We start from the raw sequence: 26,143 nt of genomic DNA, 5'->3' as shown, positions 1-26,143 counted from the left end.
TGTGAAGGGTGGACCGATGGCGGTGCGGACAGCGGTGGACGCCGGCCTGCGCCGGCTGCTGTGGGGGCGCGGCGTGTCCGCCATCGGCGACGGGCTGTGGTTCACGATCTGGGCGCTCTACCTGACCCGGGTGCTGGGCCACTCCCCCGCCACGGTCGGGTTGGGGATGACCGTGGCCGGGGCGGTCGGGTTGGCCGCGGCAGCGCCCATCGGCGCGCTGGCCGACCGGCTCGACGCGCGCCGGCTCCTCGTCGCGCTGACGGCCGTCCGCTCCGCCGCGATGGGCGGCTACCTGCTGGCCGGGTCGCTGCCGGTGTTCCTGCTGGTCACCGTCGTGTTCGTGGCGCTGGCCAACGGCGGCTCCGCGGTGCGCACGGCCCTGGTCGCCGGCCTGGTCGCCGACCCGGTGGCCCGGGTGCGCGCGCTCGCCGGTCAGCGCGCCGCCCAGCACGCCGGCAACGCGGTCGGCGCCGCCGTGGGCTCGCTGGTGCTGGTCTCCGACCAGCCGTCCGGCTACCGGCTCGCGATCATCGCCAACGTGGTCGCGTTCCTGGCGCTGGCCGTGTCCACCCTCGGTGTGCCCTCACCCACCCGGCCGGAGCCGCGGGCGCGCCGGGGGCTGCGGTCGGTGCTGCGCGACCGGCCGTACTGCGCGCTCGTCGGCGTCACGGCGGTGCTGTCGCTGTGCTGGGCGATGCTGTCGACCGGCCTGCCGCTGTGGATCGCCGGGCACACCCGGCTGCCGCTCGCGCTGTCCGGGGCCATCGTGGTGCTCAGCTCGGTGGGGATCGCGCTGCTGCAGGTCCCCTGTGGGCACCTCGCCCGGACACCGCGCCGGGCCGCGCGGACGGCGGCGTGGTCGGGGGTCGTGCTGGCAGCGGCGTGCCTGCTGCTGGCCGGGACGACGTCCGGGGCCGGGATCGCGGCCGGGGCGGTGGTCGTCGCGGCCGGGGTGCTCCACCTGGCCGGCGAGCTCGGCTACGTGGCGGCCGCGTGGACGCTCTCGCTGGGGTACATGCGCGAGGAGGACCGTGGCGCCTACCAGGGCGCCGCCGAGGCGGCCACGGCGACGGTGCAGATGGTCGGGCCGGGGCTGTTCACCCTCGCGCTCGACGGCTGGGGCGCGGGCGGCTGGACGCTGGCGGCCGGGATCTTCCTGGCCGCGGGGTGCGCCGTGCCGGGGGCCGCCCGCTGGGCAGAGCGGACCCGCGGGTAGGAGGCGGGGATCAGGCCAGCCGCTGCTGCACCCACTCGTGGAACAGCCCGATGTGGTGCTCGCTGGGCACCAGCACCCCGCCGGCCCGGTAGGCCCGGCTGCTCATCGCCGGCTGCGTCCGCTCGCAGGCCTCGAAGTCCTGCTCGTTGACCCGGTGGAACAGCTCCACCGAGGCGCCCAGGTCGCGGCCGGAGGCCACCGCGTCCGGGGCGAACAGCCAGTCGCAGACGACCTTCGTGCGGTCGGCGGCCAGCGGGACCATCCGGTGCACGATGACGTGGTCGGGCACCAGGTTGACGAACACGCCGGGCTTGATCGTGATGGCGTAGTAGCGGCGGTCCTGGTCGTCGGCGATGCCGGGCAGGCGCTGCTCGCCCGCCCGGCCGTCGACCGTGAAGCCCTGGGCGTCGGCGGCGAACTCGGCGCCGTGGCCGACGTAGTACTGCGCGGCGTAGCCGTCGGCGAACTCCGGCAGCACCGCGGTGAGCTCGGGGTGGATCGTCGCGCAGTGGTAGCACTCCATGAAGTTCTCGATGATGAGCTTCCAGTTGGCCGCGACGTCGTAGGTGATGCGCCGGCCCAGCGCCAGCCGCCCCACGTCGTAGGCGTCGATCGCGGCCGGCGTGCCGAGGCGGCCGGTGACCTCGGCACGCACCTCGTCGTCGAAGGACGGCGGCTGCTCGGCCAGGCACACCCACACGTAGCCGAGCCACTCGGTGACGTGCACCTTGTGCAGGCCGTGCTCGACGCGGTCGACGTCGGGCATCGAGGTCAGGTTCGGCGCCGCGACCAGCTTGCCGGTGAAGTCGTAGGTCCAGGCGTGGTAGGGGCACTGCAGGTTGCGCCGCAGTGCGCCGGACTCCTCCGTGCACAGCTGCGCGCCGCGGTGGCGGCACACGTTGAGGAACGCCCGGATCGCGCCGTCGCGGCCGCGGACGAGCACCACGCTCTCCCGCCCGACCTGCACCTTCTGGAACGCCCCCGGCTTGTCCAGGTCGCTCGCCAGCGCGACGCACGCCCAGGCCGGTTCGAAGATCCGCTCCTGCTCGGCGGTGAACACGGCCGGGTCCGTGTAGGCCGAGCCCGGCAGGGTCGGGATCAAGCTCGACCCGGTGGCGACGTCCGGGCCGGACTCGAGTGCGGTCATCCGCGCAGCTTCTTCCGCTCGGCGTCGTAGAGGGGCTCGGTGGCGACGACGGCGTCCAGCCGCTCGCCGAAGTACTCCACCTGCACGCCGGTGCCCGCTTCGGCGGCCGCGGCGGGCAGCCAGGCGTAGGCGATGCTGGCGTCGATCGAGTAGCCGTAGGCGGCGCTGGTCACGTAGCCGACGGCGGTGCCGTCGTGGAAGACCGGCTCCTTGCCCATGACGACCTGGTTCCGGTCGGACAGCAGCAGCGGGACGAGCCGGCGGGCCGGGGCCCGCTCCGCGTCCAGCGCGTCGGCGCCCGGGTAGCTGCCCGGCCGGACGGCGAACCCGAGCCCGGCCTCGTACGGGTCGTGCTCGGTGGTCATGTCGGCGCCGGCGGACCGGTAGCCCTTCTCCAGCCGCAGCGAGTCGAACGCGCTGCGCCCGGCGGCGATGACGCCGTGCCGGCGACCGGCGTCCCACAGCACGTCCCACAGCCGCAGACCCAGCTCGGCGCTCGCGTAGAGCTCCCAGCCCATCTCGCCGACGTAGGACACGCGCAGCGCGCGCACCGGCACCCCGGCGACGTCCAGCTCGCGGGCCTGGAAGTAGCCGAACCCGATGTCGTCGGTGGTGACGGCGGCGAGCACCTCGCGCGCCTTCGGCCCCCACAGCCCGATGCAGCAGGTGCCGCCGGTGACGTCGGTGATGTGCACCCCCGGGCCGGCCGCGCGCAGCAGCGCGTCGAGGTCGAGGTTGGAGTTGGCGCCGACCTGGAAGGTCTGCTCGCCGAACCGGGCCACGGTCAGGTCGCTGCGCACGCCGCCGGAGGGCTCCAGCAGCAGCGTGTAGCTGACCGAGCCGACCTTCTTGCGCAGGTTGTTGCTGGTCAGCCCGTCGAGCAGGTCGAGGGCGCCGGGGCCGGTGACCTCGAGGCGCTTCAGCGGGGTCATGTCGTACATCGCCACCCGGTCGCGGGTGACCAGCGCCTCGGCCCCGGCGATCGGCGACCAGTGCCGGGCCGCCCACGCGCCCCGCGTCGGGATCTTGTCGACCTCGGGCAGCTCGGCGTTGGCGGCGAACCAGCGCGGGCGCTCCCACCCGGTGGCCGACTGGTCGAACACCGCGCCCAGCTCGACCTGGCGGGCGTGGAACGGGCTGGTGCGCAGCGGGCGCTGCACCTCCGGCGGGTCGAGCGGGTGCAGGATGTCGTAGACCTCGACGAAGTTGCGGGTGCTGCGCGCGGCGACGTTCGTCGGGGTGAGCTGGACGGGCTCGAACCGGTTGAGGTCGCACTCGTGCAGGTCGACGTCGGGCTCGCCGGCGGTCAGCCAGTGCGCCAGCGCGCGGCCGACGCCCGCCGAGTGCGTCACCCAGACGGCCTCGGCGACCCAGAACCCGCTCAGCCCGGGGTGCTCGCCGATCAGCGGGTTGCCGTCCGGGGTGAACGAGAAGATGCCGTTGATGCCGCTCTCCACGCCGGTGGCGGCGAGTGCGGGCAGCAGCTCGACCGCGTCCGACCAGGACGGCGCGAAGTCGTCCGGGGTGAAGTCCAGGACGCTGGGCATCGGGTCGGCGCCCAGCCGGTCGAGCGAGACCGGGATCGGGTCGTGGGCGTAGGAGCCGATGCCGACGCGGTCGCCGTGCTCGCGGAAGTACAGGTCGCGGTCCTGGTGGCGCAGGATCGGCGCGGACGCGTCGAACGGGTTGGTGGTGCCCGGGTTGCGCCCGGCCAGCTCGGCCAGCGGGCCGGTGCGGGCGTACTGGTGGGCCATCGGCAGCAGCGGGATCGTCAGGCCGACGAGCGCCCCGGTGCGCGGGCCCCAGAACCCGGTCGCCGAGACGACCACGTCGGCCGCAACCTCGCCCTGGTCGGTGACGACGCCGGTGACCCTGCCACCGGCGGTGCTGACGTCGAGGACCCGGACCCCGCCGCGCACGGTGGCCCCGCGCTCCTGGGCCCGGGCCAGCTGGGCGGCGACCGCGCGCGGTGCGGCGGCGAGGCCGTCGGTCGGGATGTGGAAGCCGCCCAGCACGCTGCTCGCCGGCAGCAGCGGGTGCAGGGCGGCGCACTCCTCGGGGTCGACCAGCCGCGACCCGATGCCCCAGCTGGTGGCCAGGCCGTGCCGGCGGGCCAGCTCGCCCATCCGCTCCGGGGTGGTGGCCACCTCCAGGCCGCCGACCCGGTTGAAGCAGGGCTGCCCGTCGAGCTCCAGCGCGGAGAGCTTCTCCACCGTGTAGCGGGCGAAGCCGGCCATGGTCTTCGACGGGTTGGTCTGGAACACCAGGCCCGGGGCGTGCGAGCTGGAGCCGCCCGGCAGCGGCAGCTCGCCGCGGTCGAGCACCGTGACGTCGGTCCAGCCGCGGGCGGTCAGCTCGTCGCCGACCGCCGCGCCGACCACCCCGGCCCCGATGACGACGACCCGGGGTCCGGTCATGACGCCGCGTCGAGCTGCTCGGTGCCGGACAGGACCACGTAGACCGCTTCGTTGCTCACGACCACATGGTGGGTGCGCACGGGCTCGCGGGCCAGCATCCCGTCGGGTTCTCCCGTGCGCAGGTCGAAGATGGCCGCGTGCAGCGGGCACTCGACCTCGCAGCCCTCCAGCCAGCCGTCCGCGAGCGAGGCGTCCTGGTGGGTGCAGGTGTCGTCGATCGCGTAGAACTCGCCGTCGTCGGTGTGGAAGACCGAGACCGGGGGGCGGAGCGGGAGGCGGCGGGCGCTGCCGCGGGGGAGGTCGGCCAGCGAGCAGACGTGGATCATTTCAGGCCCCATCGGGTGCGCGGACGGTGAGCGCTTTCGGTGCGCACTACGGAACAAGGTGCGTCACCCGCAACAGGGTTCGCGTCGACCCGGCCCGCTGTCAAGGGCCCGAACGGTCCCGAAACACGCGTTAACCTCGGCGTTCCTCACCCCTGGTTCAGGAAAGCCACGATGCTGCCCTCTGCGGGCAGCATCGTGGCTTTCCTGAACTCCGGCGGAGCGTCAGTGGGTGCGCTCGGCCGGCTCCGGCCCGGGCAGCGGGCGGGCGGCGCCGACCACCAGCAGGCCCAGCACCAGCGCGCCCAGCACGACGAACAGCGCCCGCAGGATGCCGGTGTGCTCGGCCAGCAGGCCGATCAGCGGCGGACCCGCCAGGAACGCGGTGTAGCCGACCGAGCTGACCACCGACACCCGCGACGCGGCGAAGGCCGGGTCGTCGGCGGCGGCGCTCATCCCGACCGGGAAGCCCAGCGACGCGCCCACCCCCCACAGGAGCGCGCCGACCAGGCCGACCGGGGTGCTGCCGCCGAGCAGCACCAGCAGCAGCCCGGCCACGGCCAGCAGTGCGGTCACCCGCAGCACCGCGACCCGCCCGTACCTCTCCAGCATCGACCCGCCGAACATCCGGCCGATCGTCATCGCCGTGACGAAGAACCCGAACGCGACCGCGCCCACCGTCTCGCCGGCGCCGTAGCCGTCGACGAACGCGATGGCGATCCAGTCGTTGGCCGAGCCCTCGGTGAACGCGAAGCCGAGCACCAGCAGCCCGATCAGCAGGGTGCGGGGCTCGCGCCACGCCGCCAGCGCGCTGCGCCGCTCGCCGGTCTCCTCGTCGGTCGCGGCCGTGCCGGCGCGGCCCAGGAACGCCCGGGTGGTCGGGAACGCCGCGATCGGCAGCGCGACCACCACCAGGAGCAGCTGGAAGTGCAGCGGCAGGCCGGCCGCGGCCGCGGCGGCGCCGACGGCCGCGCCGGCGACCGTGCCGATGCTGAACGCGGCGTGCAGCCGGGGCATCAGCGAGCGATCGAGCCTGCGCTCGACGTCGGCGCCCTCGACGTTCATCGAGACGTCCCAGACGCCGCTGCCCAGCCCGCAGAACGCCAGGCCGATCGCGACCGGGGCGATCGTGACGGTGAACAGGCCGGTGGCGACCAGCGCCATGCCCAGGGTCACGGCGAACATGCCCAGCAGCACGCCGCGGGCCGGACCGCTGCGGCTGACCAGCGGCCCGGACAGCGGCAGCCCGGACACCGCGCCGCCGGACAGGCACAGCAGCAGCAGGCCGAGCTGGCCGGAGGACAGGTCCAGGGTGTCGCGGATCGCCGGGGTGCGGGCGATCAGCGTGGCGAAGGCCAGGCCGTTGCCCAGGAACGCGACGACCACGGCGATGCGCGCGCGGCGGAGCGCGGCGTCGGCGCGACCCGGCTCCGTCGTCGTGGTCGGGTCGGTGCTCACAAGCTCTCCTCGTCGTGCGGCGCGGGGCCGGGCGGCTCGATCGAATCGATTCGATCCTGGTCGACGGTACGCCGCCGGCCGCGCCCGACTCAACCCCGTTCCGCTGTGACGCGCACCGGTCCGCGTAACCTGCGGCCGTGTCCACCCGTCCCACGCTCGCGGACGTGGCCGCGCGCGCCGGGGTCTCGGCGTCGACGGCGTCGCTCGCCTTCTCCGGCAGCCCCCGGGTGGCCGAGGCGACGCGCGAGCGCGTGCTCACCGCGGCCGCCGACATCGGCTACGCCGGCCCCGACCCGATCGCCGCCTCGTTGCGCCGCGGCCGCAGCGGGGTGATCGGCGCGTTCGTCGGGGAACGGCTGCGCTACGCCTTCCGCGACCCGGTGGCCGCGCAACTGCTCGACGGCATCGCGGAGGTGCTGGGCGCGCACGGGGTCGGGCTGCTGCTGCTGGCCGGCGACGAGGGCCGCCCCGCCCCCGAGCTGATCTCGCGCATGCCGCTCGACGCGGCCATCTTCGCCACCTGCGGCCTGGAGGACGACCCGGCGATGAGCGCGCTGCGCGCCCGCGGCGTGCCCGTCGTGGCGGTGGAGGGACCCGACGTCGACGGCGTCGTCCTGATCGACGTCGACGACCTCGGCGGCACCCGCGAGCTGGCCCGGCACCTGCACGACCTCGGCCACCGCCGGGTGGCGCAGGTGGTCATGCCGCTGCGCCTGGACGGCACCCGCGGCCCCGTCGACCCGGCCCGGCGCGCCCGCCTGCACTACCGCGACGTGCGCCAGCGGATGCTCGCCGTGGAGGACGTGTTCGGCGCGGTGCCGACCCTGGAGACCGCCAGCAACGCCGTCGACGAGGGCGCCATGGCCGGGCGGGCGCTGCTCGACGCGCCGGCCGGGCAGCGGCCCACCGCGATCGTCGCGCAGAGCGACGTACTCGCGGCCGGCGTGCTGCGGGCCGCGGCCGACCTCGGGCTCGACGTCCCCGGCGACGTCTCCGTCGTGGGCTTCGACGGCGCCGACCTGCACTGGCTCGGGTCGACGGTGCTGACCACCGTCGTCCAGCCCAGCGACGAGAAGGGTCGGGCCGCCGCCGACGCGGCGATGGAGCTGGTCGCCGGGCGCACCCCGGCCGACGTGCTGCTGCCGGTGCGCCTGCGCATCGGGACCACGACGGGCCCGCCACCGGCACCCTGACCGTCGGCGCCAACTGGCCCATCGGCGGGCTCGCTACGCTGCGTGGATGGCCTCCCCGCCCGAACCCCCGGCCGCACCGCCCCGCGGGCGGCGGGCGGAGCGCACCGCCACGAGCCGGACCCGCATCCTGGACGCCGCGGTGGCGTGCCTGGTCGAGTCCGGCTACCGCGGCGCGACGACGCTGCGCATCCAGGCCAGGGCCGGGGTGTCGCGGGGCAGGCTGCTGCACCACTTCCCGTCCCGCGACGAGCTGCTGGTCGCGGCGTCGCGGCACCTGGCGATCGAGCGGATGCGGCGCACCGACGAGCGGCTGCGCGACATCCCCGACGGCCTGTCCCCCGACGAGCGCCTCGACCGGGTCATCGAGCTGATCTGGGAGACCTTCTCCGAGCCGCACTTCTGGGCGGCCGTCGAGCTGTGGACCGCGGCCCGCACGAACGACGACCTGCGCGCCGCGCTGCTGCCCGGTGAGCAGGAGCTCGGCGCGGTCATCCGCGACGGCATGGCCAAGTACTACGGCCCCGAGCTGGCCGCGCACCCGTACTACCCGACCGTCCGCGACCTGGTGCTGACCAGCATGCGCGGGGTCGGGATGAGCTACGCGCTGCACGACCGCGACCCGCGCACCGACCCCCACCTCAGGGTCTGGAAGAGCGCTGCCCGCACCCTGCTCGTCTGACCCCGTCGAGAACGAAGTTGTCGTGATCGACAAGCCCTGTTGATCACGACAAGTTCGTTCTCGACGGAGGGGTCAGCCGCCGAGGGCGCGGGTGAGGGCCGCCGAGAGGGCGTCCGGGGTCGGGTGCTCCAGGACGGCGGCGACGTGCGCGTCGGGGCGCAGCAGCCAGACCTCGCCCGGCCGGGCGTCCAGCGCGGCGGTCAGCGCCCCGGTGACGTCGACCTCGGCCAGCTCCAGCACCGCGACCGGGACCGCCCCGCCCGCCACGGCCGCGCGAGCCGCGGCCCCGTCCGCGCCCGGGGCCAGCAGCAGGGTGAACCCCTCGCGGGCCAGCTCGCGGAAGCGCCGCCCACCGGGCACCGGCGCGTCCGGCACCAGCACGCCCGGTCCGGGCGCCGGCACGTCGCCGCGCGGTGGCCGGCCGGCGAACGGGCGCGCGGGCGACGGCGTGGTCAGCGGCGAGTCGACGTACCAGAACGGCTCGGCGAGCCGGCCGGAGTCGACCATCGCCCGGGCCGCCGGGTCCTCGGCGGCGCGTTCCAGCACCGCCGCCCGGTGCGCCGCGGCCGCGGGCGACTGCGGGACCAGGAAGTCCATCGTCGCCGTGGTGATCTCCAGGTTCTCCGCGGCGGCCGCGTGCCGCTCGGCGTGGTAGCTCTCCAGCAGCCCCTCGCCCGCCCAGCCGCGGGCCACGAAGGCGAGCTTCCAGGCCGCGTTCTCGGCGTCGACGACCCCGGAGTTGAGCCCGCGGGCGCCGAACGGCGAGTACAGGTGCGCGGCGTCACCGGCCAGCAGCACCCGGCCGACGCGCAGCCGGTCGGCGCAGCGCGACTGGAACCGGTACACCGACTTCCAGACGACCTCGTACGCCCGGTCGCCGATGACCTGCCGGATGCGGCGGTCCAGCGACCCGTCGGCGACCTCGGCGTCGATGTCGTAGTCGCTGGGGACCTGCCAGTCGATGCGGAACGTCGAGTCGGGGCAGGGGTGCACCAGCACCTGCCGGCCGGGGTTCCACTCCGGGTCGAAGTGGAAGCGCCGCTCGGTGGCCCAGCCGGGCAGGTCGGTGCGGATGTCGCAGATCAGGAAGCGGTCGTCGAAGGAGTGGCCGTCGAAGGTGACGCCCAGCATGGCGCGCAACTCCTCGGCCCGCGCGCCGGCGCACAGCACCGCGAACGGCGCCGCGACGGTGGTGCCGTCGACGCAGGTCAGGGTGACGCCGTCGGCGTCCTGGTCGATCTTGGCGACCGGGTGACCCCAGCGCACCTCGACGAGCGGCTCGGCGGCCACCCGCTCGTCGAGGATCTCCTCCGTGCGCGACTGGGAGATGTTGACGAACGGCGGGAACGCCGCGCGCCCGGACTCGGCGAACGTGTAGGTGAACAGCTCGCGGCCGCGGTGGAAGGTGCGCGCGGTCGTCCAGGTGACGCCCTCGGCCGCGATCCGCTCCCCCGCGCCGACCGCCGACCAGATGTCGAGCACATCACGCTGCTGGCAGATCGCCTTGGAGCCCACCGGGTCGCGCTCGGGACGGCGGTCGAGCAGCACGGTCGGCACGCCCCAGCGGGCCAGCAGCAGCGCGGTGGTCTGGCCGACCGGGCCGTTGCCGATGATCGCGATCGGGTCGGTGTCGACCGGGGTGTCGACGGGGGCGCCGGTGGGGGCGCCGGTCGCGGGGGTCGTCACGACTGCAGCTGCGCCCAGACCTCCTGGTCGCGTTCGGCTGTCCAGATGACGGGTCGCTCGATCCCGGACAGCTCGTCCCACAGCCGGGAGACGTCGAACGGCAGGCAGTGCTCGAAGATCGGCCAGCGGCCGTAGTCGTCGACGAGGGCGGCGTGCGTGCGCTCGAACGCCTCCTTGAGGGTGCCCCCCGCCCGCTGCACCGCGCCCACGTGCTCGATCATGGTCTGCAGGAAGGTGCGGGTCTGGCCGATCGCCGCGGCCACCGCCTCCGGCCCGCGGCTGACCCCGCCGCGCCCGCCGATCAGGGTGTGCGCGCCCAGCGCGGCCACGTTGTTCAGCGTCGCGCCTGCCCAGTCGCGGTGGAAGGCGTCGCCGGTGTAGAGCGCGGCCTCGGCCTCCACCAGGTCGCCGGCGAACAGGATGCCGTGGCGCGGCAGCCAGGCCACGATGTCGCCCTCGGTGTGCCCGCGCCCGCAGTACTGCAGCACCAGGTCGCCGCGGTCGCCGCCGAGGTCGATCGAGAGCCGGTCGGAGAAGGTCAGCGTGGGCCAGGTGAGGCCGGGCACCGTGTCGGCGCCCTCGGCCAGCCGCGGCATCCGGGCGAACTCGCTGGCCCAGTCCTGCTCGCCGCGCTCGGCCACCAGCGCCCGGGTGTTCTCGTGCGCGACGATGACCTCGGCGTCGAACGCGGAGGCGCCCAGCACCCGCACCGCGTGGTAGTGGCTGAGCACCAGGTAGCGGATCGGCTTGTCGGTGTGCTCGCGCAGCTTCTCCAGCCAGCGCGCCGCCACCACCGGCGTGGCCAGCGCCTCGAAGCAGACCAGGAAGTCCTCGCCCTCGACGGCCCCGATGTTGGGGTCGCCCTCCGCGGTCAGCGCGTAGACGCCGTCGGCGAGCACCTCGAGCGTCTGCTCCTTGGCGGCCGTGTCGGCCGACGACGCGAACGGCTTCGCTGCCATGTGTCCCTCTTCCCTCCGGCTGGTGCCCGGACCCTATGCGCGGTCGCGGGGTTCGTTCCAGGCCCGCCGGGGGGCCGGGTGCACTCAGGCGTCGACCGGCTGGCGGGTGAGCGCCCGCCGGGCGTCGAAGCCGTGCATCCAGCCCACGTCCTCGGCCAGCGTGGCCAGCAGCGCGTCGCGCTCGTCGGCGCGGTCGTCGGGGACGTGCACGAGGGTGCCCGCCAGCCGTGAGTAGCGCTGCACGTTGCGGGTCCGGGCGCGGCGCCGCCGCACGTAGGCGCGGATCGCGGCGCGCGGGTCGTCCGGGGCGGCGACCAGTTCGTGGGCGAGCACGACGGCGTCCTCGATGGCCTGGTTCGCGCCCTGGCCCTGGTGGGGCAGCATCGCGTGGGCGGCGTCGCCGAGCAGCACGATCCGCCCGGCGCTCCAGGTCCCGAACGCCTCGATGTCGTGCAGGCCCCACCAGGCCGCCTCCACCTCGACCGCGCCGATCATCTCGGTGACGGCCGGGTGCCAGCCGGCGAAGCGGGCCACGCCGTCGGCCGCCGCGCACGGTTCGCGCCAGGTGGGCGCCGTCCACGTCGCGCGGGGCGCCACCGCCAGGAAGTTGACCTTGCCCGCGTCCGGTTCGATGGCGTAGTGCAGCAGGTGGGCGTCGGGGCCCGCCCAGAACTGCAGGGCGCCGGGGTCGGGCAGCGACGGCAGCCGGTCGACCGGGATGAGGCCGCGGAAGCCGACCTGCCCGGTGAACCGGGGGCGCGGGGCGTCCGGGGCCACCGTGCGGCGCAGCGCGGAGTGGATGCCGTCGGCGCCCACCACGACGTCGGCGACGGCCCGCCGACCGTCGGCGAACGTCAGCACGGCCTCCGCCGGCCCGTCGGCGACCTCGACGACCCGGTGGTCGAGGCGCACGACACCGTCGCCGAGGCGGTCGCTCAGGACCTTCTGCAGCGCCCGGCGGTGCACACCGAGGAAGGGTGCACCGAACAGGGTGCGGTAGTTCTCCGCCATCGGGAACGACCGGATCAGCCGGCCGCTGTCCCAGCGGCGGAACTGCACCTCGGTGGGCTCGGCGCCGTGCGCGGCCAGTCGCGCGCCCATCCCGAGCCCGGTCAGCAGGCGCACGCCGTTCGCGGCCAGGCCGACCGCCGCGCCGACCTCACCGAGCTCCGTCGCCTGCTCGTAGACCTCGACCCCGATCCCGGCGTCGCGCAGCGCGATCGCCAGGGTCAGCCCGCCGATGCCGGCACCGACCACCGCGACGCGCAGCGGCGTCCCCGATCCGTCCATCCGTTCGCCGCACCCTTCACCCGGAGTGGCCGACAGCGGGCCCGGACCACCCGGCGATCGGATGGTCGCGGGCACCGTGGCCTCACGCTCGGTCACGCACAGTGCCCACCGCACGGTACCGATACCCCCGGGGGGCCGAATGCGCGGTGTCCGGCGATGATTGGCCCACCAGCACGCAGAACGGGGACACGCGATGACGGCACCCAACGAGATCGACCCCACCGTCCCGCCGAGCGGCACCGGCTGCCTGGAGTGCGAGCAGAACGGCGGCTGGTGGGTCCACCTGCGCCGCTGCGCGCTGTGCGGCCACGTCGGCTGCTGCGACACCTCGCCCGCGCAGCACGCCACCGGCCACTACCAGGCCACCGGCCACCCGCTGGTCACCAGCTTCGAACCGGACGAGGTCTGGTTCTGGGACTACCGCACCGGCGAGGCGTACTCCGGCCCCGACCTGGCCGCGCCCCGGCACCGCCCGCTGGAGCAGACCGTCCCCGGCCCCGCCGAGCGCGTCCCCGCCGACTGGCGCGACCACCTGCACTGACCGACCCCGTCGAGGGGCAGGATGCGGGCCGTGGAGCCACTTCGCATCGGGGTACTGGGCGCGGCGCGCATCGCCGGCGCCGCCATCGCCGCGCCCGCCCGGCTGACCGGGACCCGGCTCGTCGCCGTCGCGGCCCGCGACCGCGGTCGCGCGCAGACCTTCGCCGACGAGCACGGCGTCGAGCGGGTGCTCGGCTCCTACGCCGAACTGATCGCCGACCCGGAGGTCGAGGCCGTCTACAACCCGCTGGCCAACAGCCTGCACGGGCCGTGGAACCTGGCCGCCGTCGAGGCCGGCAAGCACGTGCTCACCGAGAAGCCGTCGGCCAGCGACGCCGCCGAGGCCCGGGACGCGCGCGACGCGGCCGCGAAGGCGGGCGTCCTGCTCGTGGAGGGCTTCCACTACCTGTACCACCCGGTCGCCCAGCGGCTGCTGGAGATCGTCGCCTCCGGCGAGATCGGCGAGCTGCGCCACGTCGAGGTGCGCATGGAGATGCCGGCCCCGCCGGAGGGCGACCCGCGCTGGTCGCTCGAGCTCGCCGGCGGCACGGTCATGGACGTCGGCTGCTACGGCCTGCACCTGCACCGCGTGCTCGGCCGGTTCGCCGGCGGCGAGCCCACCGTCGGCGCGGCCCGCGGCCGGGAACGGGCCGGCGCGCCGGGCGTCGACGAGTTCATGGAGATCGACCTGGACTTCCCGGCGGGCCCGACGGGGTTGGTGCGCACGTCCATGTGCGCGGACGGGCTCGACTTCTCCTGCCGCGTCGTCGGCTCCCGCGGCGAGGTCGGCGTGCCCAGCTTCGTGCTCCCCCACCTCGACGACCGCGTGCTGGTCACCGTCGACGGCGAGCAGCGCGTCGAGGAGCTGGGGCGCCGGTCGTCCTACACCTACCAGCTCGAGGCGTTCACCGAGGCCGTGCGCACCGGCCGGTCGATCGCCACCGGCGCCGACGACGCCGTGGCCAGCGCGGAGCTCGTCGACGCCGCCTACCGCGCCGCGGGTTTCCCGCTGCGCCCCCGCACGGTCCGCCCCGCGGGCTGACCCCGGTCCGCCGGGGTCGGCGGATCCTGGAGAATCGCTCGGTGACCCCCGCAGTGTCCCTCCCGCCCGATGTGGTCCCCGAGCTCCTGGCCGACATCGCCGCCGACGTCCGCGCGGCGGCTGCCCGGTTGGCCGGCGTCGCGCACACCACCCCGTTGCAGCGCAACGACCGGCTGTCCGCCGCCACCGGAGCCGACGTCTGGCTCAAGCGGGAGGACCTGCAGGTCGGGCGGTCCTACAAGCTGCGCGGCGCCTACAACCTGCTCGCCCAGCTCGACGAGGCCGAGCGCGCGGCCGGCGCGGTGTGCGCGAGCGCCGGCAACCACGGCCAGGGGGTCGCGCACGCGTGCCGGACGCTGGGCGTGCGGGGGCGGGTGCACGTGCCGAGCACGACGCCGCGCCAGAAGCGCGAGCGGATCCAGGCGCTCGGCGGTGACGCCGTGGAGCTGGTGGTGGGCGGCGACACCTACGACGAGGCGGCGGCCGCGGCGGCCGAGTGGGCCCGACGCACCGGGGCGACGGTCGTGCCGGCCTTCGACGACGTCCGCACGATCGCCGGGCAGGGCACGGTCGGGGTCGAGGTGGTGGCCCAGCTGGGCGGTCCGCCGGACGTGGTGGTGCTGCCGGTGGGTGGCGGCGGGCTGGCCGCCGGGGTGGGCGGCTGGCTGGCCGCGCAGCACCCGGGTGTGCGGATCGTGGGCGTGGAGCCCGCGGGTGCGGCGAGCATGGCGGCGGCGCTGGCCGCCGGGGAGCCGGTCGAGCTGCCCGAGCTGGACACCTTCGTCGACGGCGCCGCCGTGCGCCGGGTGGGCGCGACCAGCCTGCCGCTGGTGCGGGCGAGCGGCGCGGAGCTGGTCAGCGTGCCCGAGGGCCGGGTCTGCACAGAGATGCTGGACCTCTACCAGGTCGACGGGATCATCGCCGAGCCGGCGGGCGCGCTGGCCGCCGCGGCGCTGGGCGAGGCGGTGCGGGTGCAGCCGGGCCAGACCGTCGTGTGCCTGCTCTCGGGCGGCAACAACGACGTCAGCCGGTACGGCGAGGTCGTCGAGCGCTCGCTGGTGCACCGCGGGCTCAAGCACTACTTCCTGGTCGAGTTCCCGCAGGAGCCGGGGGCGCTGCGCCGGTTCCTGGACGAGGTCCTCGGCCCGGACGACGACATCGTGCTGTTCGAGTACATCAAGCGCGACAACCGGGAGACCGGCGCGGCACTGGTCGGGATCGAGATCGCGAGCCGCGACGGGTACGAGCCACTGTGGGGCCGGATGCAGGCCAGTCCCCTGCGCATCCAGCTGGTCGCTCCCGGCAGCACGGCCTATCGATTCCTGATCTGATTGCTCACGCGGCGCATCCTCCGGCCGCGTTGCCCGGCTGTGACGCTTATCGATGGGGATGGCGCGAATCTGACAATCGCGCGGCCGTCGCGTAGGTTGCCGGGAAGGTCCCGTTGTCCTGCACCAATCGAGGACACGACTACTCCGATCGGGCGGTAGCCCACCCGGGCGCGAACCGCGCACCGGTTGGCGCCGAACGGAGTGGTGGGCCGGCGGCCGCCGGGGTGGAGGGGTATCCGCGCGACGGCCGCCGGCGCGCGACACGGCAGGGGGCACCCTGACCGGCGCGCGACACACCGTAACCGGTTCAGTGGCCGGTTCGCCCTTCGGGTTGGCCTTCGGGAACCCTAAATCACAGCCGGTTATTCAGCACTCACGGTGTGGGTTGCGCCGTCCACGGGCGCCGCGAGCCCGTGCAGGAGCAGCTCGGCCAGGTTCGCGTACGCCTCACCGTCGGTGAGCCCGGTCGCCTCGGCGAGCGCGCGCTGCTGGATGCGGACCATCACCGCGGTGACCACGTCGGCGACGAACGCGGCGTGCACGTCGCGGAACTCGCCGACGGCCACGCCCTCGTCCACCAGTTCCCGCACGCGGCGCGCGGCGATCCGGGTGTTGCGCCGGTAGACCTCCGTGGCCGGCGGGAACGCGGCCACGTCGTCGAAGAACGCCGCCGACGCCGGGGCCAGCTCGACGGCGACCGCCCTGAGGTAGGCACCCACTCGGTCGGCAGCGCGCTCGGCCGACTTCACCGCGCGCTCGACGCGTTCGGTCGCCCCCCGGAAGAAGTGCACCACCGCTGCGTTGACGAGCTGCTCCTTGCTGCCGGCCAGCGCGTAGAGGGTGCGTTTGGAGCAGCGCAGGCGGGCGGCGATCTCGTCGAGCGTGAGGTGCGCGAACCCCTCGGCGAGCAGCAGGGCGACCAGCGCGTCGAACAACTGGTCGCGTCGGGGGGTGGCACGGGCCGGCACGTCGGCTAGCCTATCCGGTACTGAACAGGAAACGTGAGTACCGCATAGGAGCGCCATGTCCGTCGACCGGTTGCTGCCGACCCAGGAAGCGGCGGACCTGATCGCCCTGACCCGCGACCTCGCCGACAAGGAGCTCGCGCCCCGCGTCGACGAGCACGAGCGCGCCGAGACCTACCCCGACGGGCTGTTCGCCGTGCTCGGCCGGGCCGGGCTGCTCGGGCTGCCCTACCCGGAGGAGCACGGCGGCGGGGCCCAGCCCTACGAGGTCTACCTGCAGGTGCTCGAGGAGCTCGCGGCCCGCTGGGCGGCGGTGGCCGTCGCGGTGAGCGTGCACGGCCTGGCCTGCTACCCGGTGTCGCGCTTCGGCACGCCCGAGCAGCGCGAGCGCTGGCTGCCGGCGATGCTGGCCGGCGAGCTCGTCGGCGGCTACAGCCTGTCCGAGCCGCAGGCCGGCTCCGATGCCGCCGCGCTGACCTGCCGGGCCGAGCGGACCGGCGCGGGGTACCGCATCACCGGCACCAAGGCCTGGATCACCCACGGCGGTCGCGCCGACTTCTACGCGCTGTTCGCCCGCACCGGCGAGGGCTCGCGCGGCATCTCCTGCTTCCTGGCTCCCGGGCAGGTCGAGGGCCTGACCTTCGGCCGGCCCGAGGACAAGATGGGCCTGCACGCGATCCCGACCGCCACCGCCAACTGGGACGGCGCCGTGCTGGAGGCCGACCGGTTGATCGGCGAGGAGGGCCAGGGCCTGCAGATCGCGTTCTCCGCGCTGGACTCCGGCCGGCTCGGCATCGCCGCGGTGGCCACCGGGCTGGCGCAGTCGGCGCTGGACGTCGCCGTCTCCTACGCCCGCGAGCGCACCGCGTTCGGCCGCAAGATCATCGACCACCAGGGGTTGGGGTTCCTGCTCGCCGACATGGCCGCCGCGGTCGACTCGGCCCGCGCGACCTACCTCGACGCCGCCCGCCGCCGCGACGCCGGCATGGCCTACAGCCGGCAGGCGTCGGTGGCCAAGCTGGTCGCCACCGACGCCGCCATGAAGGTCACCACCGACGCGGTGCAGGTGCTCGGCGGCTACGGCTACAGCCGGGAGTTCCCGGTGGAGCGGTTCATGCGCGAGGCCAAGGTCATGCAGATCTTCGAGGGCACCAACCAGATCCAGCGGCTGGTGATCGCCCGCACGCTGGCCGGCTGAGCCACGCGCGGGGTAGCGCTGGTCTCCATCACGGGCCCCCGGCGCGGGGGTGCCGGATACTCGGGGGCATGCCGGACGGTCCTGCGCTCCCCGTCGACTCCCCCGCGGTGCCCTCAGCCGCCCCCACGTCGACCGACGTGCTCGTCGTCGGCGCCGGGCCGGCCGGGTCGTCGGCCGCGGCCTGGGCGGCCCGGCACGGGCTCGACGTCGTGCTGGCCGACGCCGCCGTCTTCCCCCGCGACAAGGCCTGCGGCGACGGGCTCACCCCGCGCGCCATCGCCGAGCTGGAGCGGCTCGGGCTCGGCGACTGGGTGCGGGCGCGGGGCACCAACCGGGGGCTGCGCGCGGCCGGGTTCGGCCAGCTGCTGGAGCTGCCCTGGCCCGGCGGCTCCCTGCCCGACCACGGCGGCGCGGTCCCCCGCACCGAGCTCGACGCGCGCATCCGCGACGTGGCGCTCAAGGAGGGCGCGGTGCCGCTGGAGGGCGCCAAGGCCGTCGACGTGCGCCGCGAGGGCGGCCGGGTGAGCGCGGTGGTGTTCGACCGCGGCGGCGAGGAGCACGTGGTGTCCTGCGCGCGGCTGGTCGTCGCCGACGGGGCCCGCTCCACGCTCGGGCGGGTGCTGGGCCGCGACTGGCACAAGGACACCGCGTTCGGCGTGGCCGCCCGCGGCTACGTCCGCTCCGGCCGCTCGGACGACCCGTGGATCTCCTCGCACCTGGAGCTGCGCGGCGAGCGCGACGAGGTGCTGGCCGGCTACGGCTGGGTGTTCCCGCTGGCCGACGGCGAGGTCAACATCGGGGTCGGCACGCTGGCCACCGCGAAGCGGCCGGCCGGCGTGCGGCTGCAGTCGCTGATCAAGCAGTACGCCGCCGCCCGCCGCGACGACTGGCAGCTCGACGGCCCGGTGCGGGCGCCGATGTCGGCGCTGCTGCCGATGGGCGGGGCGGTGTCCGGGGTGGCCGGGCCGAACTGGGCACTGGTCGGCGACGCCGCGGGCTGCGTCAACCCGCTCAACGGCGAGGGCATCGACTACGGGCTGGAGACCGGGCGCCTGGTGGCCGAGCTGCTCGCCGCCGGCACCGACCCGGCCGCGGCCTGGCCCGCCGAGCTGCGCCGCCACTACGGCGAGGCGTTCTCCATCGCGCGCAGGCTCGCCGGGCTGATCACCGTGCCCGGGCTGCTGCCCAAGGCCGGCCCGATCGGCATGCGCTCGCGGGCGCTGATGACCGTCGCGCTGCGGGTGATGGGCAACCTGGTCACCGAGGAGGACCGCGACCTCACCGCCCGCGCCTGGCGGGCGGCGGGCCGGCTGTCCCTGCGCCGCGACGAGCGCCCCCCGTTCAGCTGACCCACCCGTGCCCGGTCCCGTCGAGAACGAACTTGTCGTGATCAACAGGGCTGTTCGATCACGACAACTTCGTTCTCGACGGAGACCGATGACCCAGATCCGTAAGACAACGGACGCGCGGGAGCCCGATCGCGGCGGGACACTGGTCACGTGACGACCACCGCCGAGCCCGAGGCGACCACCGCGGACCCCGTCCTCGGCCGCCCGTTCGCCGCGCTCACCGGACTGGTCGCGGTGGCCGCCGCGATCGGCGCCGGCCAGCTCGTCGCGGGCCTGCTCTCGCCCGCGTCCGGACCGTTCATCGCCGTGGGCGACGCGGCGGTGCGGGTGTCGCCGCAGTGGCTGGTGGAGTTCGCCAAGGGCGCCTTCGGCACCGCCGACAAGCCCGTCCTGCTGGTCGGCATGGGCGTCGTCATCGCCGCGCTCGCCGCGGCGGGCGGGATCGCCGCGCGCCGCACCCCGGGTCCGGGCCTGGTCGTCGTCGCCGGGATGGGCGTGCTCGCGGCGGCGGCCGTGCTGTCCTCCCCCACGTTCGCCCCGCTGGACCTGGCCGCCCCGGGCGCCTCGCTCGTCGTCGGGATCACCGCGTTCCGCAGGCTGCACGCGCTGCGCCAGCAGGTCGAGCAGGCGCCCACCGAGGGTGCCGGGGTGTCGCGGCGACGGGTGCTCGTCGGCTCGACCGCCGCACTCGGGGTGGGGGCGGTCGCCGCCACCGGGATCGGCGCGTGGGTGGGCCGCGACGTCGCCGGCTCCCGCGACGAAGTCACCGCCGCGCTCGCCCGGGCCGGCTACGAGCGCGCGCCGGCCGTCCCGGCCGCCGCCGAGGCCGGCGTCCCCGGCGCCACCCCGTTCCTCACCTCGAACGCCGACTTCTACCGCATCGACGCCGCGCTGCGCGTCCCGCAACTGACCGCGTCGGACTGGTCGCTGCGCATCCACGGCATGGTCGACCGGGAGCTGACGCTGTCGTTCGCCGACCTGCTGGCCCGCCCGCTCGTCGAGCGGACGATCACGCTGCTGTGCGTGTCCAACCCGGTCGGCGGGCCGTACGTGTCCACCACCAACTTCATCGGCGTCGACCTGCGCGAAGTACTGCTGGAGGCCGGCGTCTCCCCCGACGCCGACCAGGTCCTCAGCACCAGCTCCGACGGCTGGACCGCCGGCACCCCGACCGGGGTGCTGCTGGAGCCCGACCGCGGCGCCCTGCTGGCCATCGGCATGAACGGCGAGGCGCTGCCCCCCGAGCACGGGTTCCCGGTGCGGATGGTCGTGCCGGGCCTGTACGGCTACGTCTCGGCGACGAAGTGGGTGACCGACCTGGAGGTCACCACGTTCGCCCAGCGGCAGGCCTACTGGCTGCAGCGCGGCTGGTCGGAGAAGGGCCCGATCAAGACCCAGTCGCGCATCGACGTCCCCCGCTCGTCGGTCGTCGCGGGCCGGGTCACCGTGGCCGGCACGGCCTGGTCGCAGCCGATCGGGATCTCGGCGGTCGAGGTGCGGCTCGACCGCGGGCCGTGGCAGCCCGCCACGCTGGCCACCGAGGTCGGCGGCGACACCTGGCGGATGTGGCGCGCCGAGGTCGACGTGCCGACCGGGCAGCACACGCTGCAGGTGCGGGCGTTCGACGCGAACGGCGTGCCGCAGACCCCCGACGTGCGCGACGTCGTCCCGGACGGCGCCACCGGGTACCACACGGTCGACATCACCGCGGCGTAGGACCCCGGGCGGTCGGCTACGTCACCGGTCACGGCTCGAATACCCCCGTATAGTATGGGGGTAACCGGGAGGAGCCTGCCGTGCACGGGTACACCGACGACAAGGACGCCTACCTCAAGCGCCTGCGCCGCATCGAGGGTCAGGTCCGCGGCATCGCCCGCATGATCGAGGACGACAAGTACTGCATCGACGTCCTCACCCAGGTCTCGGCCGCGACCAAGGCCCTGGAGGCGGTCGCGCTCGGGCTGCTCGACGAGCACCTCAAGCACTGCGTCACCGAGGCCGTGGCCGAGGGTGGCGCCGTGGCCGACCGCAAGGTCGCCGAGGCCAGCGCGGCGATCGCGCGCCTCGTGCGCTCCTGACCCCAGACCCCCGGCCGGGCTCCCCAACCGGCCGGTCGACCCCCCAGGAGGATCCGATGAGCGAGCTTGCGAGCGAATCATCAACACAGCGCCGGCGCGAAGAGCCGACCGAGCGCAGCGAGGGAGAGCGATGAGCACCGCCACCTACACCGTCAGCGGCATGACCTGCGAGCACTGCGTCGCCTCGGTCACCGAGGAGATCAGCGAGATCGACGGCGTCTCCGCGGTCGACGTGGAGCTGTCGTCCGGCGCGGTCACCGTGACCAGCGCGCAGCCGCTCGACGCGGACTCGGTGCGCGAGGCCGTCGAGGAGGCCGGCTACAAGCTGGCCGGCTGACCCACCCGTCCCGATCCGCGCCGCCAGCCCGAGGAGGTCGGCATGAGCACCACGACGACCGGCATCGAGCTGGTGATCGGCGGGATGACCTGCGCGTCCTGCGCCAACCGGATCGAGCGCAAGCTCAACCGGATGGACGGGGTCACCGCCACGGTCAACTACGCCACCGAGAAGGCCTGGGTGCAGGCGCCCGCCGAGGTCGCCCCGGCCGACCTGGTGGCCACGGTCGAGGCGGCCGGCTACACCGCGCGGGTGCCGCAGCCGGCACCCGCGGCGGAGGCCGAGCCGCCCGACCCGACCCGGGCCCTGCGCGACCGGCTGCTCGTCGCGGTCGCGCTGGGCGTCCCGGTCGTCGCGATGGCGATGGTCGAGCCGCTGCAGTTCCGGTACTGGCAGTGGATCTCGCTGGCGCTGGCCGCGCCGGTCGTGGTGTGGGCGGCGTGGCCGTTCCACCGGGCCGCCTGGTCCAACCTGCGCCACGGCGAAGCCACCATGGACACGCTCATCTCGATGGGCGTGCTGTCCGCCTTCGGCTGGTCGCTGTACGCGCTGCTGCTGGGTTCGGCGGGCGAGCCGGGCATGACCCACCCCTTCGAGCTGACGATCGAGCCGTCGGTCGGCAGCGCGAACATCTACCTGGAGGTGGCCGCCGGGGTCACCGCGTTCATCCTGGCCGGGCGCTGGTTCGAGGCCCGCTCCAAGCACCGGGCCGGGGCCGCGCTGCGCGCGCTGCTCAAACTCGGGGCCGCCGACGTCGCCGTGCTCTCGCCGGACGGCACCGAGAGCCGGGTCCCGATCGAGCGCCTGCACGTCGGCAACCGGTTCGTCGTGCGCCCCGGTGAACGGATCGCCACCGACGGCGTCGTGGACGAGGGCTCCTCCGCGGTGGACGCCTCGATGCTCACCGGCGAGTCGGTCCCGGTCGAGGTCGGGCCGGGCGACGCGGTCGTCGGGGCCACGGTCAACGCCGGCGGACGGCTCGTGGTCACCGCGACCCGCGTCGGCACCGACACCCAGCTCTCGCGCATGGCGCGGCTGGTCGAGCAGGCCCAGACCGGCAAGGCCGCCGTGCAGCGGCTGGCCGACCGGATCTCCGGGGTGTTCGTCCCGGTGGTCATCGCGCTGGCGGTCGGGACGCTCGGCTTCTGGCTGGGCAGCGGGGCGGGCGCCGACGCCGCCTTCACCGCCGCCGTCGCCGTCCTGATCATCGCCTGCCCGTGCGCGCTCGGCCTGGCCACACCCACGGCGCTGCTCGTGGGCACCGGCCGGGGCGCCCAGCTGGGCATCCTGATCAAGGGCCCGGAGGTGCTGGAGTCCACCCGCCGGGTCGACACGGTCGTGCTGGACAAGACCGGCACCGTCACCACCGGCACGATGAGCCTGCTCGCGCTGCACCCCGCCGACGGCGTCGCGGAGGTCGACGTGCTGCGGCTGGCCGGGGCCGTCGAGGACGCCTCCGAGCACCCCGTGGGACGCGCGGTGGCCCGGGCCGCCGTCGAGCGGGTCGGGCGCCTGCCCTCCGTCACCGGGTTCGCGGCCGTCGAGGGCCTGGGCGTGCGCGGCACGGTCGACGGCCACGAGGTCGTGGTCGGCCGGGCGGCGCTGCTGGAGTCGTCCGGGATCGCCCTGCCCGACGAGCTCACCGGGGCCGTGCGCGAGGCCGCCGACGCCGGGCGCACCGCGGTCGTCGCGGCCTGGGACGGCGCCGCCCGCGCCGTGCTGGTCGTCGCCGACGAGGTCAAGCCGACCTCGGCCGAGGCGATCGCCGCGCTGCGCCGGCTCGGGCTGCGCCCCGTGCTGCTGACCGGCGACAACCGCGCCGCCGCCGCCGCGGTGGCGGCCGCGGTCGGGATCGACGCCGCCGACGTCACCGCCGAGGTCCTGCCGGCCGACAAGCTCGACGCCGTCAAGCGCCTGCAGGACGAGGGCCGCGTCGTCGCCATGGTCGGCGACGGGGTCAACGACGCCGCCGCGCTCGCCCAGGCCGACCTCGGCCTGGCCATGGGCACCGGCACCGACGTGGCGATCGAGGCGGGCGACCTGACCCTCGTGCGCGGCGACCTGCGCGCCGCCGCCGACGCCATCCGGCTGTCGCGGCGCACCCTGGCCACGATCAAGGGCAACCTGTTCTGGGCGTTCGGGTACAACGTGGCCGCGCTGCCGCTGGCCGCCGCCGGGCTGCTCAACCCGATGCTCGCCGGCGCCGCGATGGCGCTGAGCTCGGTGTTCGTGGTGGCCAACAGCCTGCGCCTGCGCGGGTTCGGCTCGGCCTTCCCGGAACGGGACCGGGCGGCCGACCCCGTCGTCTAGCCTGGGAAGGCCCCTCGAACCGCCGCCCCGCGGCCCGCGCCGACTGGAACCGCCGTTGAACTCTCTGGAGTTCGCCGGGAACGCGCTGCGCCGCGCCGGCACCCGGATCGGTGTGCTCCTCGGGGTTCTGGCGGTCGTCGGCGTCGTGGGCCTGCTCGGGGTCAACGCGTTCATCTGGATGTCCGGGATGGGCAACACCGGCCCGGCCGGCTGCGGGTTCGGTGTGGGCGGATCGGTCCTGGCCGAGGTCGACCCGTCCGAGGAGCAGCGGCAGAACGCCGCGATCATCGTCGAGGTCGGCCGGCAGATGGGGGTGCCCGAGCGCGGGCAGTGGGTCGCGCTGGCCACCGCGATGCAGGAGTCCAACCTGCGCAACATCGACTACGGCGACCGCGACTCCCTCGGGCTGTTCCAGCAGCGGCCCTCGCAGGGCTGGGGCACCGTGGCCCAGATCCAGGACCCGGTCTACTCGGCCACCCAGTTCTACGACCGGCTGCTGCTGGTGCCGGGGTGGGAGCAGATGCCGCTGTGGCAGGCCGCGCAGACCGTGCAGCGCTCGGCCTTCCCGACGGCCTACAGCAAGTGGGAGGACTACGCGGCCACCATGCTCGCCGACGTCGGCCAGGACACCGGCATCGACATCTCGCTGGCCAGCACCGACGTCTGCGGTCCGCGCGGCGGCGCAACGGGGCCCGCGGCCGTGCCGTGGACCGCGGGCGACACCGGCTGCGTCATGGACGACCCGACCTCCGGCGGCTGCCTGACCGGCGCCACCAAGCACGCGCTCGACGAGGTGCTGCGCGTGTTCGGCGGGTACAGCGCGGGCTCGCGGATCCAGGCCACCGGCTGTTGGGACGCGCACGCCTGGAACCCTTCCAGCGACCACCCCAAGGGCCGGGCCTGCGACTTCTTCCCCGGCACCGCCGGCGCGTTCGCCGCCGGCACCGAACTGCAGGCCGGCTGGGAGGTGGCCGAGTGGTTCCGGGCGAACGCCGACGCGCTGCACGTCTCGTACGTGATCTGGCAGGGCCGGATCTGGTCGGCCGGCGGCGGCGACACCGACACCGGCTGGGGCCAGCCCTACAGCGGCGGCGGCGTCTACGACCCCGACGAGGCCACCGGCGGCCACTTCGACCACATCCACGTCAGCTTCAAGCGGTAGCTCCCGTGTGATGTCGTGCCGCTCGGTGGCGGGCCGGCCCGCAGCGGACGGACGATCTGCGGGTGCCACTCGCCCGCCTCCGGCCACCGGCCGCGTTCGCCGGCCTGGTCGTCGCGTTCGCCGTCGTGATGACCGGGACCACCCTCCCCACCCCGATGTACTCGCTCTACCAGGGCGAACTCGGGTTCTCGCCGGTGGTGCAGACGGTGATCTTCGCGGTGTACGCGGTGGGGGTGCTGGCCGCGCTGCTGCTGTTCGGCCGCTGGTCCGACCAGGTCGGGCGGCGCCCGCTGCTGCTCGGCGGGCTGGTCGGCGCCCTGCTGAGCAGCCTGGTGTTCCTGGTCGCCGGATCGGTCCCGGTGCTGCTGGTCGGGCGGCTGCTGTCGGGGGTGTCGGCCGGCATCTTCGCCGGCGCCGCGACCGCCGCGGTGATCGAGGCGGCGCCGCAGCGGTGGCGCTCACGGGCGCCCGCCGTGGCCACTGCGGCCAACTCGGGCGGGCTCGGCCTCGGACCGCTGCTGGCCGGGCTGGCCGTGCAGTTCCTGCCCTCCCCGCTGCACCTGTCGTTCGCGGTGCACGCGATGGCCGTCGTCGGCAGCGCCGTGCTGGTCCTGCTCGCCCCCGAGACCGTCCGCGTGGCCGAGCGCCCGCGCCTGCGCCCCACCGCCCTCGCCGTCCCGCCGCCGGTGCGGGCCGTGTTCGCCAGCGCGGTGACGGCGGGGTTCGCCGGCTTCGCCGTCCTCGGGCTGTTCACCGCTATCGCGCCGCGCATCGTCGCCGAGATCACCGGCGTCGACGACCACGCCGTCGCCGGGCTCGTCGTGTTCGTGCTCTTCGCCGCCTCCACCGCCGCCCAGCTCGGGCTGCGGAGCCTGCCCACCGAACGCGCCCTCGAGGCCGGGTGCGCGCTGCTCATCGTCGGCGTGGTGGTCATCGGCGCCGCCCTGCTCGTCGGCTCGCTCGCCGTCCTGGTGACCGGCGCCGTCGTGGCCGGCGTCGGGCAGGGCATGAGCTTCAGCAAGGGCATGGCCGCGGTCCACGCGCGCGTCGACCCGTCGGTGCGGGCGGCCGTCACGTCCAGCTTCTTCGTGGTCCTCTACGTCGCGATCTCGCTACCGGTCGTCGGGGTGGGCGCGGCCTCGCAGGCCTGGGGCCTGCTCCCGGCGGCGGTCGTGTTCGTGGCCGCGGTCGCGGTGCTGGCCGCCGTGGCGCTCGCCGCGCTGGTGGTGCTGCAACGGCGCGCGGCCCGCGTCCCGGCCTGAGCCCCCGTCCCCGCCACGTCGCAGAGTCCGCCTGTTCCTCGCAAGCGCTCCGGACCCTGCGACGAGCACACGACCTCTGATCCGAAAATTAGGTCGGGGACGGGCAGGCGGGAGCACCGGCTGGGCAAAGGGCTGGTGCCGGGCCGGGAACGGGCGAGCTGGAGGTGTCAGGCAGCAGGCTTGACGGTGACGGTGTAGCCC

Annotated in this window: 22 protein-coding genes; 14 read left to right on the top strand and 8 right to left on the bottom strand. The window is 75.0% G+C overall.

Annotation, left to right across the window (positions count from 1 at the left end; all coding sequences use genetic code 11):
- Positions 1–16 precede the first annotated feature (16 nt).
- Positions 17–1,216, top strand: coding sequence for an MFS transporter (locus KIK08_RS18490; RefSeq protein ID WP_214404433.1), 1,200 nt, complete (start codon positions 17–19; stop codon positions 1,214–1,216).
- A gap of 10 nt (positions 1,217–1,226) precedes the next feature.
- Here the strand turns inward: KIK08_RS18490 and KIK08_RS18485 are convergent, their stop codons facing one another.
- The 4 genes from KIK08_RS18485 to KIK08_RS41795 all read right to left on the bottom strand — a co-directional run bounded on the left by KIK08_RS18485 (position 1,227) and on the right by KIK08_RS41795 (position 6,561).
- A complete protein-coding gene (locus tag KIK08_RS18485) occupies positions 1,227–2,363 on the bottom strand; it encodes an aromatic ring-hydroxylating oxygenase subunit alpha (protein WP_214404432.1) in 1,137 nt (378 codons plus the stop codon).
- Positions 2,360–4,780, bottom strand: coding sequence for a GcvT family protein (locus KIK08_RS18480; RefSeq protein ID WP_214404431.1), 2,421 nt, complete (start codon positions 4,778–4,780; stop codon positions 2,360–2,362). The genes KIK08_RS18485 and KIK08_RS18480 overlap by 4 nt, the downstream gene beginning before the upstream one ends.
- Entirely contained in the window at positions 4,777–5,106 is a 330-nt protein-coding gene (locus KIK08_RS18475; RefSeq protein WP_214404430.1) for a bifunctional 3-phenylpropionate/cinnamic acid dioxygenase ferredoxin subunit, read from the bottom strand. The genes KIK08_RS18480 and KIK08_RS18475 overlap by 4 nt, the downstream gene beginning before the upstream one ends.
- Positions 5,107–5,328: 222 nt before the next feature.
- Complete coding sequence (locus tag KIK08_RS41795; RefSeq protein WP_214404429.1) at positions 5,329–6,561, bottom strand: MFS transporter; 1,233 nt, start codon at positions 6,559–6,561, stop codon at positions 5,329–5,331.
- A gap of 137 nt (positions 6,562–6,698) precedes the next feature.
- On the opposite strand from KIK08_RS41795, the gene KIK08_RS18465 reads away from it, so the two are divergent.
- Positions 6,699–7,754 (top strand): LacI family DNA-binding transcriptional regulator, encoded by a 1,056-nt coding sequence (locus KIK08_RS18465; RefSeq protein ID WP_214404428.1) that lies wholly within the window; start codon positions 6,699–6,701, stop codon positions 7,752–7,754.
- A 46-nt stretch (positions 7,755–7,800) separates the two neighbouring features.
- Positions 7,801–8,433: a TetR/AcrR family transcriptional regulator gene (locus KIK08_RS18460; protein ID WP_214404427.1), complete on the top strand. Its 633-nt coding sequence runs from the start codon at positions 7,801–7,803 to the stop codon at positions 8,431–8,433.
- Positions 8,434–8,505: 72 nt separating this feature from the next.
- Here KIK08_RS18460 and KIK08_RS18455 read toward each other — a convergent pair whose 3' ends face one another.
- The 3 genes from KIK08_RS18455 to KIK08_RS18445 form a co-directional block, all read right to left on the bottom strand.
- On the bottom strand, positions 8,506–10,053 hold the full coding sequence (locus tag KIK08_RS18455; protein WP_214404442.1) for an FAD-dependent monooxygenase: 1,548 nt from the start codon (positions 10,051–10,053) through the stop codon (positions 8,506–8,508).
- 62 nt (positions 10,054–10,115) lie between these two features.
- A complete protein-coding gene (locus KIK08_RS18450) occupies positions 10,116–11,078 on the bottom strand; it encodes an MBL fold metallo-hydrolase (protein ID WP_214404426.1) in 963 nt (320 codons plus the stop codon).
- 84 nt (positions 11,079–11,162) lie between these two features.
- Positions 11,163–12,368, bottom strand: a complete 1,206-nt coding sequence (locus KIK08_RS18445; protein WP_214404425.1) for an FAD-dependent monooxygenase — start codon at positions 12,366–12,368, stop codon at positions 11,163–11,165.
- A gap of 193 nt (positions 12,369–12,561) precedes the next feature.
- Between KIK08_RS18445 and KIK08_RS18440 the strand changes: the two genes are divergently transcribed.
- From KIK08_RS18440 to ilvA, 3 genes are read left to right on the top strand one after another with little or no spacing between them, the layout of a single operon-like run.
- Positions 12,562–12,909 (top strand): UBP-type zinc finger domain-containing protein, encoded by a 348-nt coding sequence (locus KIK08_RS18440; RefSeq protein ID WP_214404424.1) that lies wholly within the window; start codon positions 12,562–12,564, stop codon positions 12,907–12,909.
- Positions 12,910–12,939: 30 nt separating this feature from the next.
- The gene (locus KIK08_RS18435; protein WP_214404423.1) at positions 12,940–13,950 is read left to right on the top strand and encodes a Gfo/Idh/MocA family protein; all 1,011 of its coding nucleotides are present in this window, start codon (positions 12,940–12,942) and stop codon (positions 13,948–13,950) included.
- A gap of 41 nt (positions 13,951–13,991) precedes the next feature.
- Positions 13,992–15,281 carry a threonine ammonia-lyase IlvA gene (gene ilvA / locus KIK08_RS18430; RefSeq protein WP_408004687.1) on the top strand — a complete coding sequence of 430 codons (1,290 nt, stop codon included), beginning with the start codon at positions 13,992–13,994 and terminating at the stop codon, positions 15,279–15,281.
- Between the two features lie 362 nt (positions 15,282–15,643).
- Here the strand turns inward: ilvA and KIK08_RS18425 are convergent, their stop codons facing one another.
- A complete protein-coding gene (locus tag KIK08_RS18425; protein ID WP_308257713.1) occupies positions 15,644–16,249 on the bottom strand; it encodes a TetR/AcrR family transcriptional regulator in 606 nt (201 codons plus the stop codon).
- Positions 16,250–16,304: 55 nt separating this feature from the next.
- Here KIK08_RS18425 and KIK08_RS18420 point away from each other — a divergent pair, with 55 nt between their 5' ends.
- The 8 genes from KIK08_RS18420 to KIK08_RS18385 all read left to right on the top strand — a co-directional run bounded on the left by KIK08_RS18420 (position 16,305) and on the right by KIK08_RS18385 (position 25,942).
- Entirely contained in the window at positions 16,305–17,444 is a 1,140-nt protein-coding gene (locus tag KIK08_RS18420) for an acyl-CoA dehydrogenase family protein (RefSeq protein ID WP_214404421.1), read from the top strand.
- 68 nt (positions 17,445–17,512) lie between these two features.
- Positions 17,513–18,793: a geranylgeranyl reductase family protein gene (locus tag KIK08_RS18415; RefSeq protein ID WP_214404420.1), complete on the top strand. Its 1,281-nt coding sequence runs from the start codon at positions 17,513–17,515 to the stop codon at positions 18,791–18,793.
- Positions 18,794–18,943: 150 nt separating this feature from the next.
- Positions 18,944–20,509: a molybdopterin-dependent oxidoreductase gene (locus KIK08_RS18410; protein WP_214404419.1), complete on the top strand. Its 1,566-nt coding sequence runs from the start codon at positions 18,944–18,946 to the stop codon at positions 20,507–20,509.
- Between the two features lie 80 nt (positions 20,510–20,589).
- Positions 20,590–20,871, top strand: a complete 282-nt coding sequence (locus tag KIK08_RS18405) for a metal-sensitive transcriptional regulator (protein WP_214404418.1) — start codon at positions 20,590–20,592, stop codon at positions 20,869–20,871.
- Positions 20,872–21,001: 130 nt separating this feature from the next.
- On the top strand, positions 21,002–21,208 hold the full coding sequence (locus tag KIK08_RS18400) for a heavy-metal-associated domain-containing protein (RefSeq protein ID WP_214404417.1): 207 nt from the start codon (positions 21,002–21,004) through the stop codon (positions 21,206–21,208).
- 42 nt (positions 21,209–21,250) lie between these two features.
- Complete coding sequence (locus KIK08_RS18395) at positions 21,251–23,518, top strand: heavy metal translocating P-type ATPase (protein ID WP_214404416.1); 2,268 nt, start codon at positions 21,251–21,253, stop codon at positions 23,516–23,518.
- A 55-nt stretch (positions 23,519–23,573) separates the two neighbouring features.
- Complete coding sequence (locus KIK08_RS18390; RefSeq protein ID WP_214404415.1) at positions 23,574–24,680, top strand: VldE C-terminal domain-containing protein; 1,107 nt, start codon at positions 23,574–23,576, stop codon at positions 24,678–24,680.
- Positions 24,681–24,742: 62 nt separating this feature from the next.
- The gene (locus KIK08_RS18385; RefSeq protein WP_308257712.1) at positions 24,743–25,942 is read left to right on the top strand and encodes an MFS transporter; all 1,200 of its coding nucleotides are present in this window, start codon (positions 24,743–24,745) and stop codon (positions 25,940–25,942) included.
- The last annotated feature ends 201 nt before the right edge of the window (positions 25,943–26,143 follow it).

The sequence above is a fragment of the Pseudonocardia lacus genome, assembly GCF_018531445.1.
Taxonomy (GTDB): Bacteria; Actinomycetota; Actinomycetes; order Mycobacteriales; family Pseudonocardiaceae; genus Pseudonocardia; species Pseudonocardia lacus.
This window is presented reverse-complemented; position numbering and strand designations above follow the sequence as displayed.

Bases quoted from the DNA above. Each gene is read 5' to 3' on its own strand.
- KIK08_RS18490 (WP_214404433.1), top strand. From the start codon at position 17: ATGGCGGTGCGGACAGCGGTGGACGCCGGCCTGCGCCGGCTGCTGTGG.
- KIK08_RS18485 (WP_214404432.1), bottom strand. From the start codon at position 2,363: ATGACCGCACTCGAGTCCGGCCCGGACGTCGCCACCGGGTCGAGCTTG.
- KIK08_RS18480 (WP_214404431.1), bottom strand. From the start codon at position 4,780: ATGACCGGACCCCGGGTCGTCGTCATCGGGGCCGGGGTGGTCGGCGCG.
- KIK08_RS18475 (WP_214404430.1), bottom strand. From the start codon at position 5,106: ATGATCCACGTCTGCTCGCTGGCCGACCTCCCCCGCGGCAGCGCCCGC.
- KIK08_RS18460 (WP_214404427.1), top strand. From the start codon at position 7,801: ATGGCCTCCCCGCCCGAACCCCCGGCCGCACCGCCCCGCGGGCGGCGG.
- KIK08_RS18450 (WP_214404426.1), bottom strand. From the start codon at position 11,078: ATGGCAGCGAAGCCGTTCGCGTCGTCGGCCGACACGGCCGCCAAGGAG.
- KIK08_RS18445 (WP_214404425.1), bottom strand. From the start codon at position 12,368: ATGGACGGATCGGGGACGCCGCTGCGCGTCGCGGTGGTCGGTGCCGGC.
- KIK08_RS18440 (WP_214404424.1), top strand. From the start codon at position 12,562: ATGACGGCACCCAACGAGATCGACCCCACCGTCCCGCCGAGCGGCACC.
- KIK08_RS18420 (WP_214404421.1), top strand. From the start codon at position 16,305: ATGTCCGTCGACCGGTTGCTGCCGACCCAGGAAGCGGCGGACCTGATC.
- KIK08_RS18415 (WP_214404420.1), top strand. From the start codon at position 17,513: ATGCCGGACGGTCCTGCGCTCCCCGTCGACTCCCCCGCGGTGCCCTCA.
- KIK08_RS18400 (WP_214404417.1), top strand. From the start codon at position 21,002: ATGAGCACCGCCACCTACACCGTCAGCGGCATGACCTGCGAGCACTGC.
- KIK08_RS18395 (WP_214404416.1), top strand. From the start codon at position 21,251: ATGAGCACCACGACGACCGGCATCGAGCTGGTGATCGGCGGGATGACC.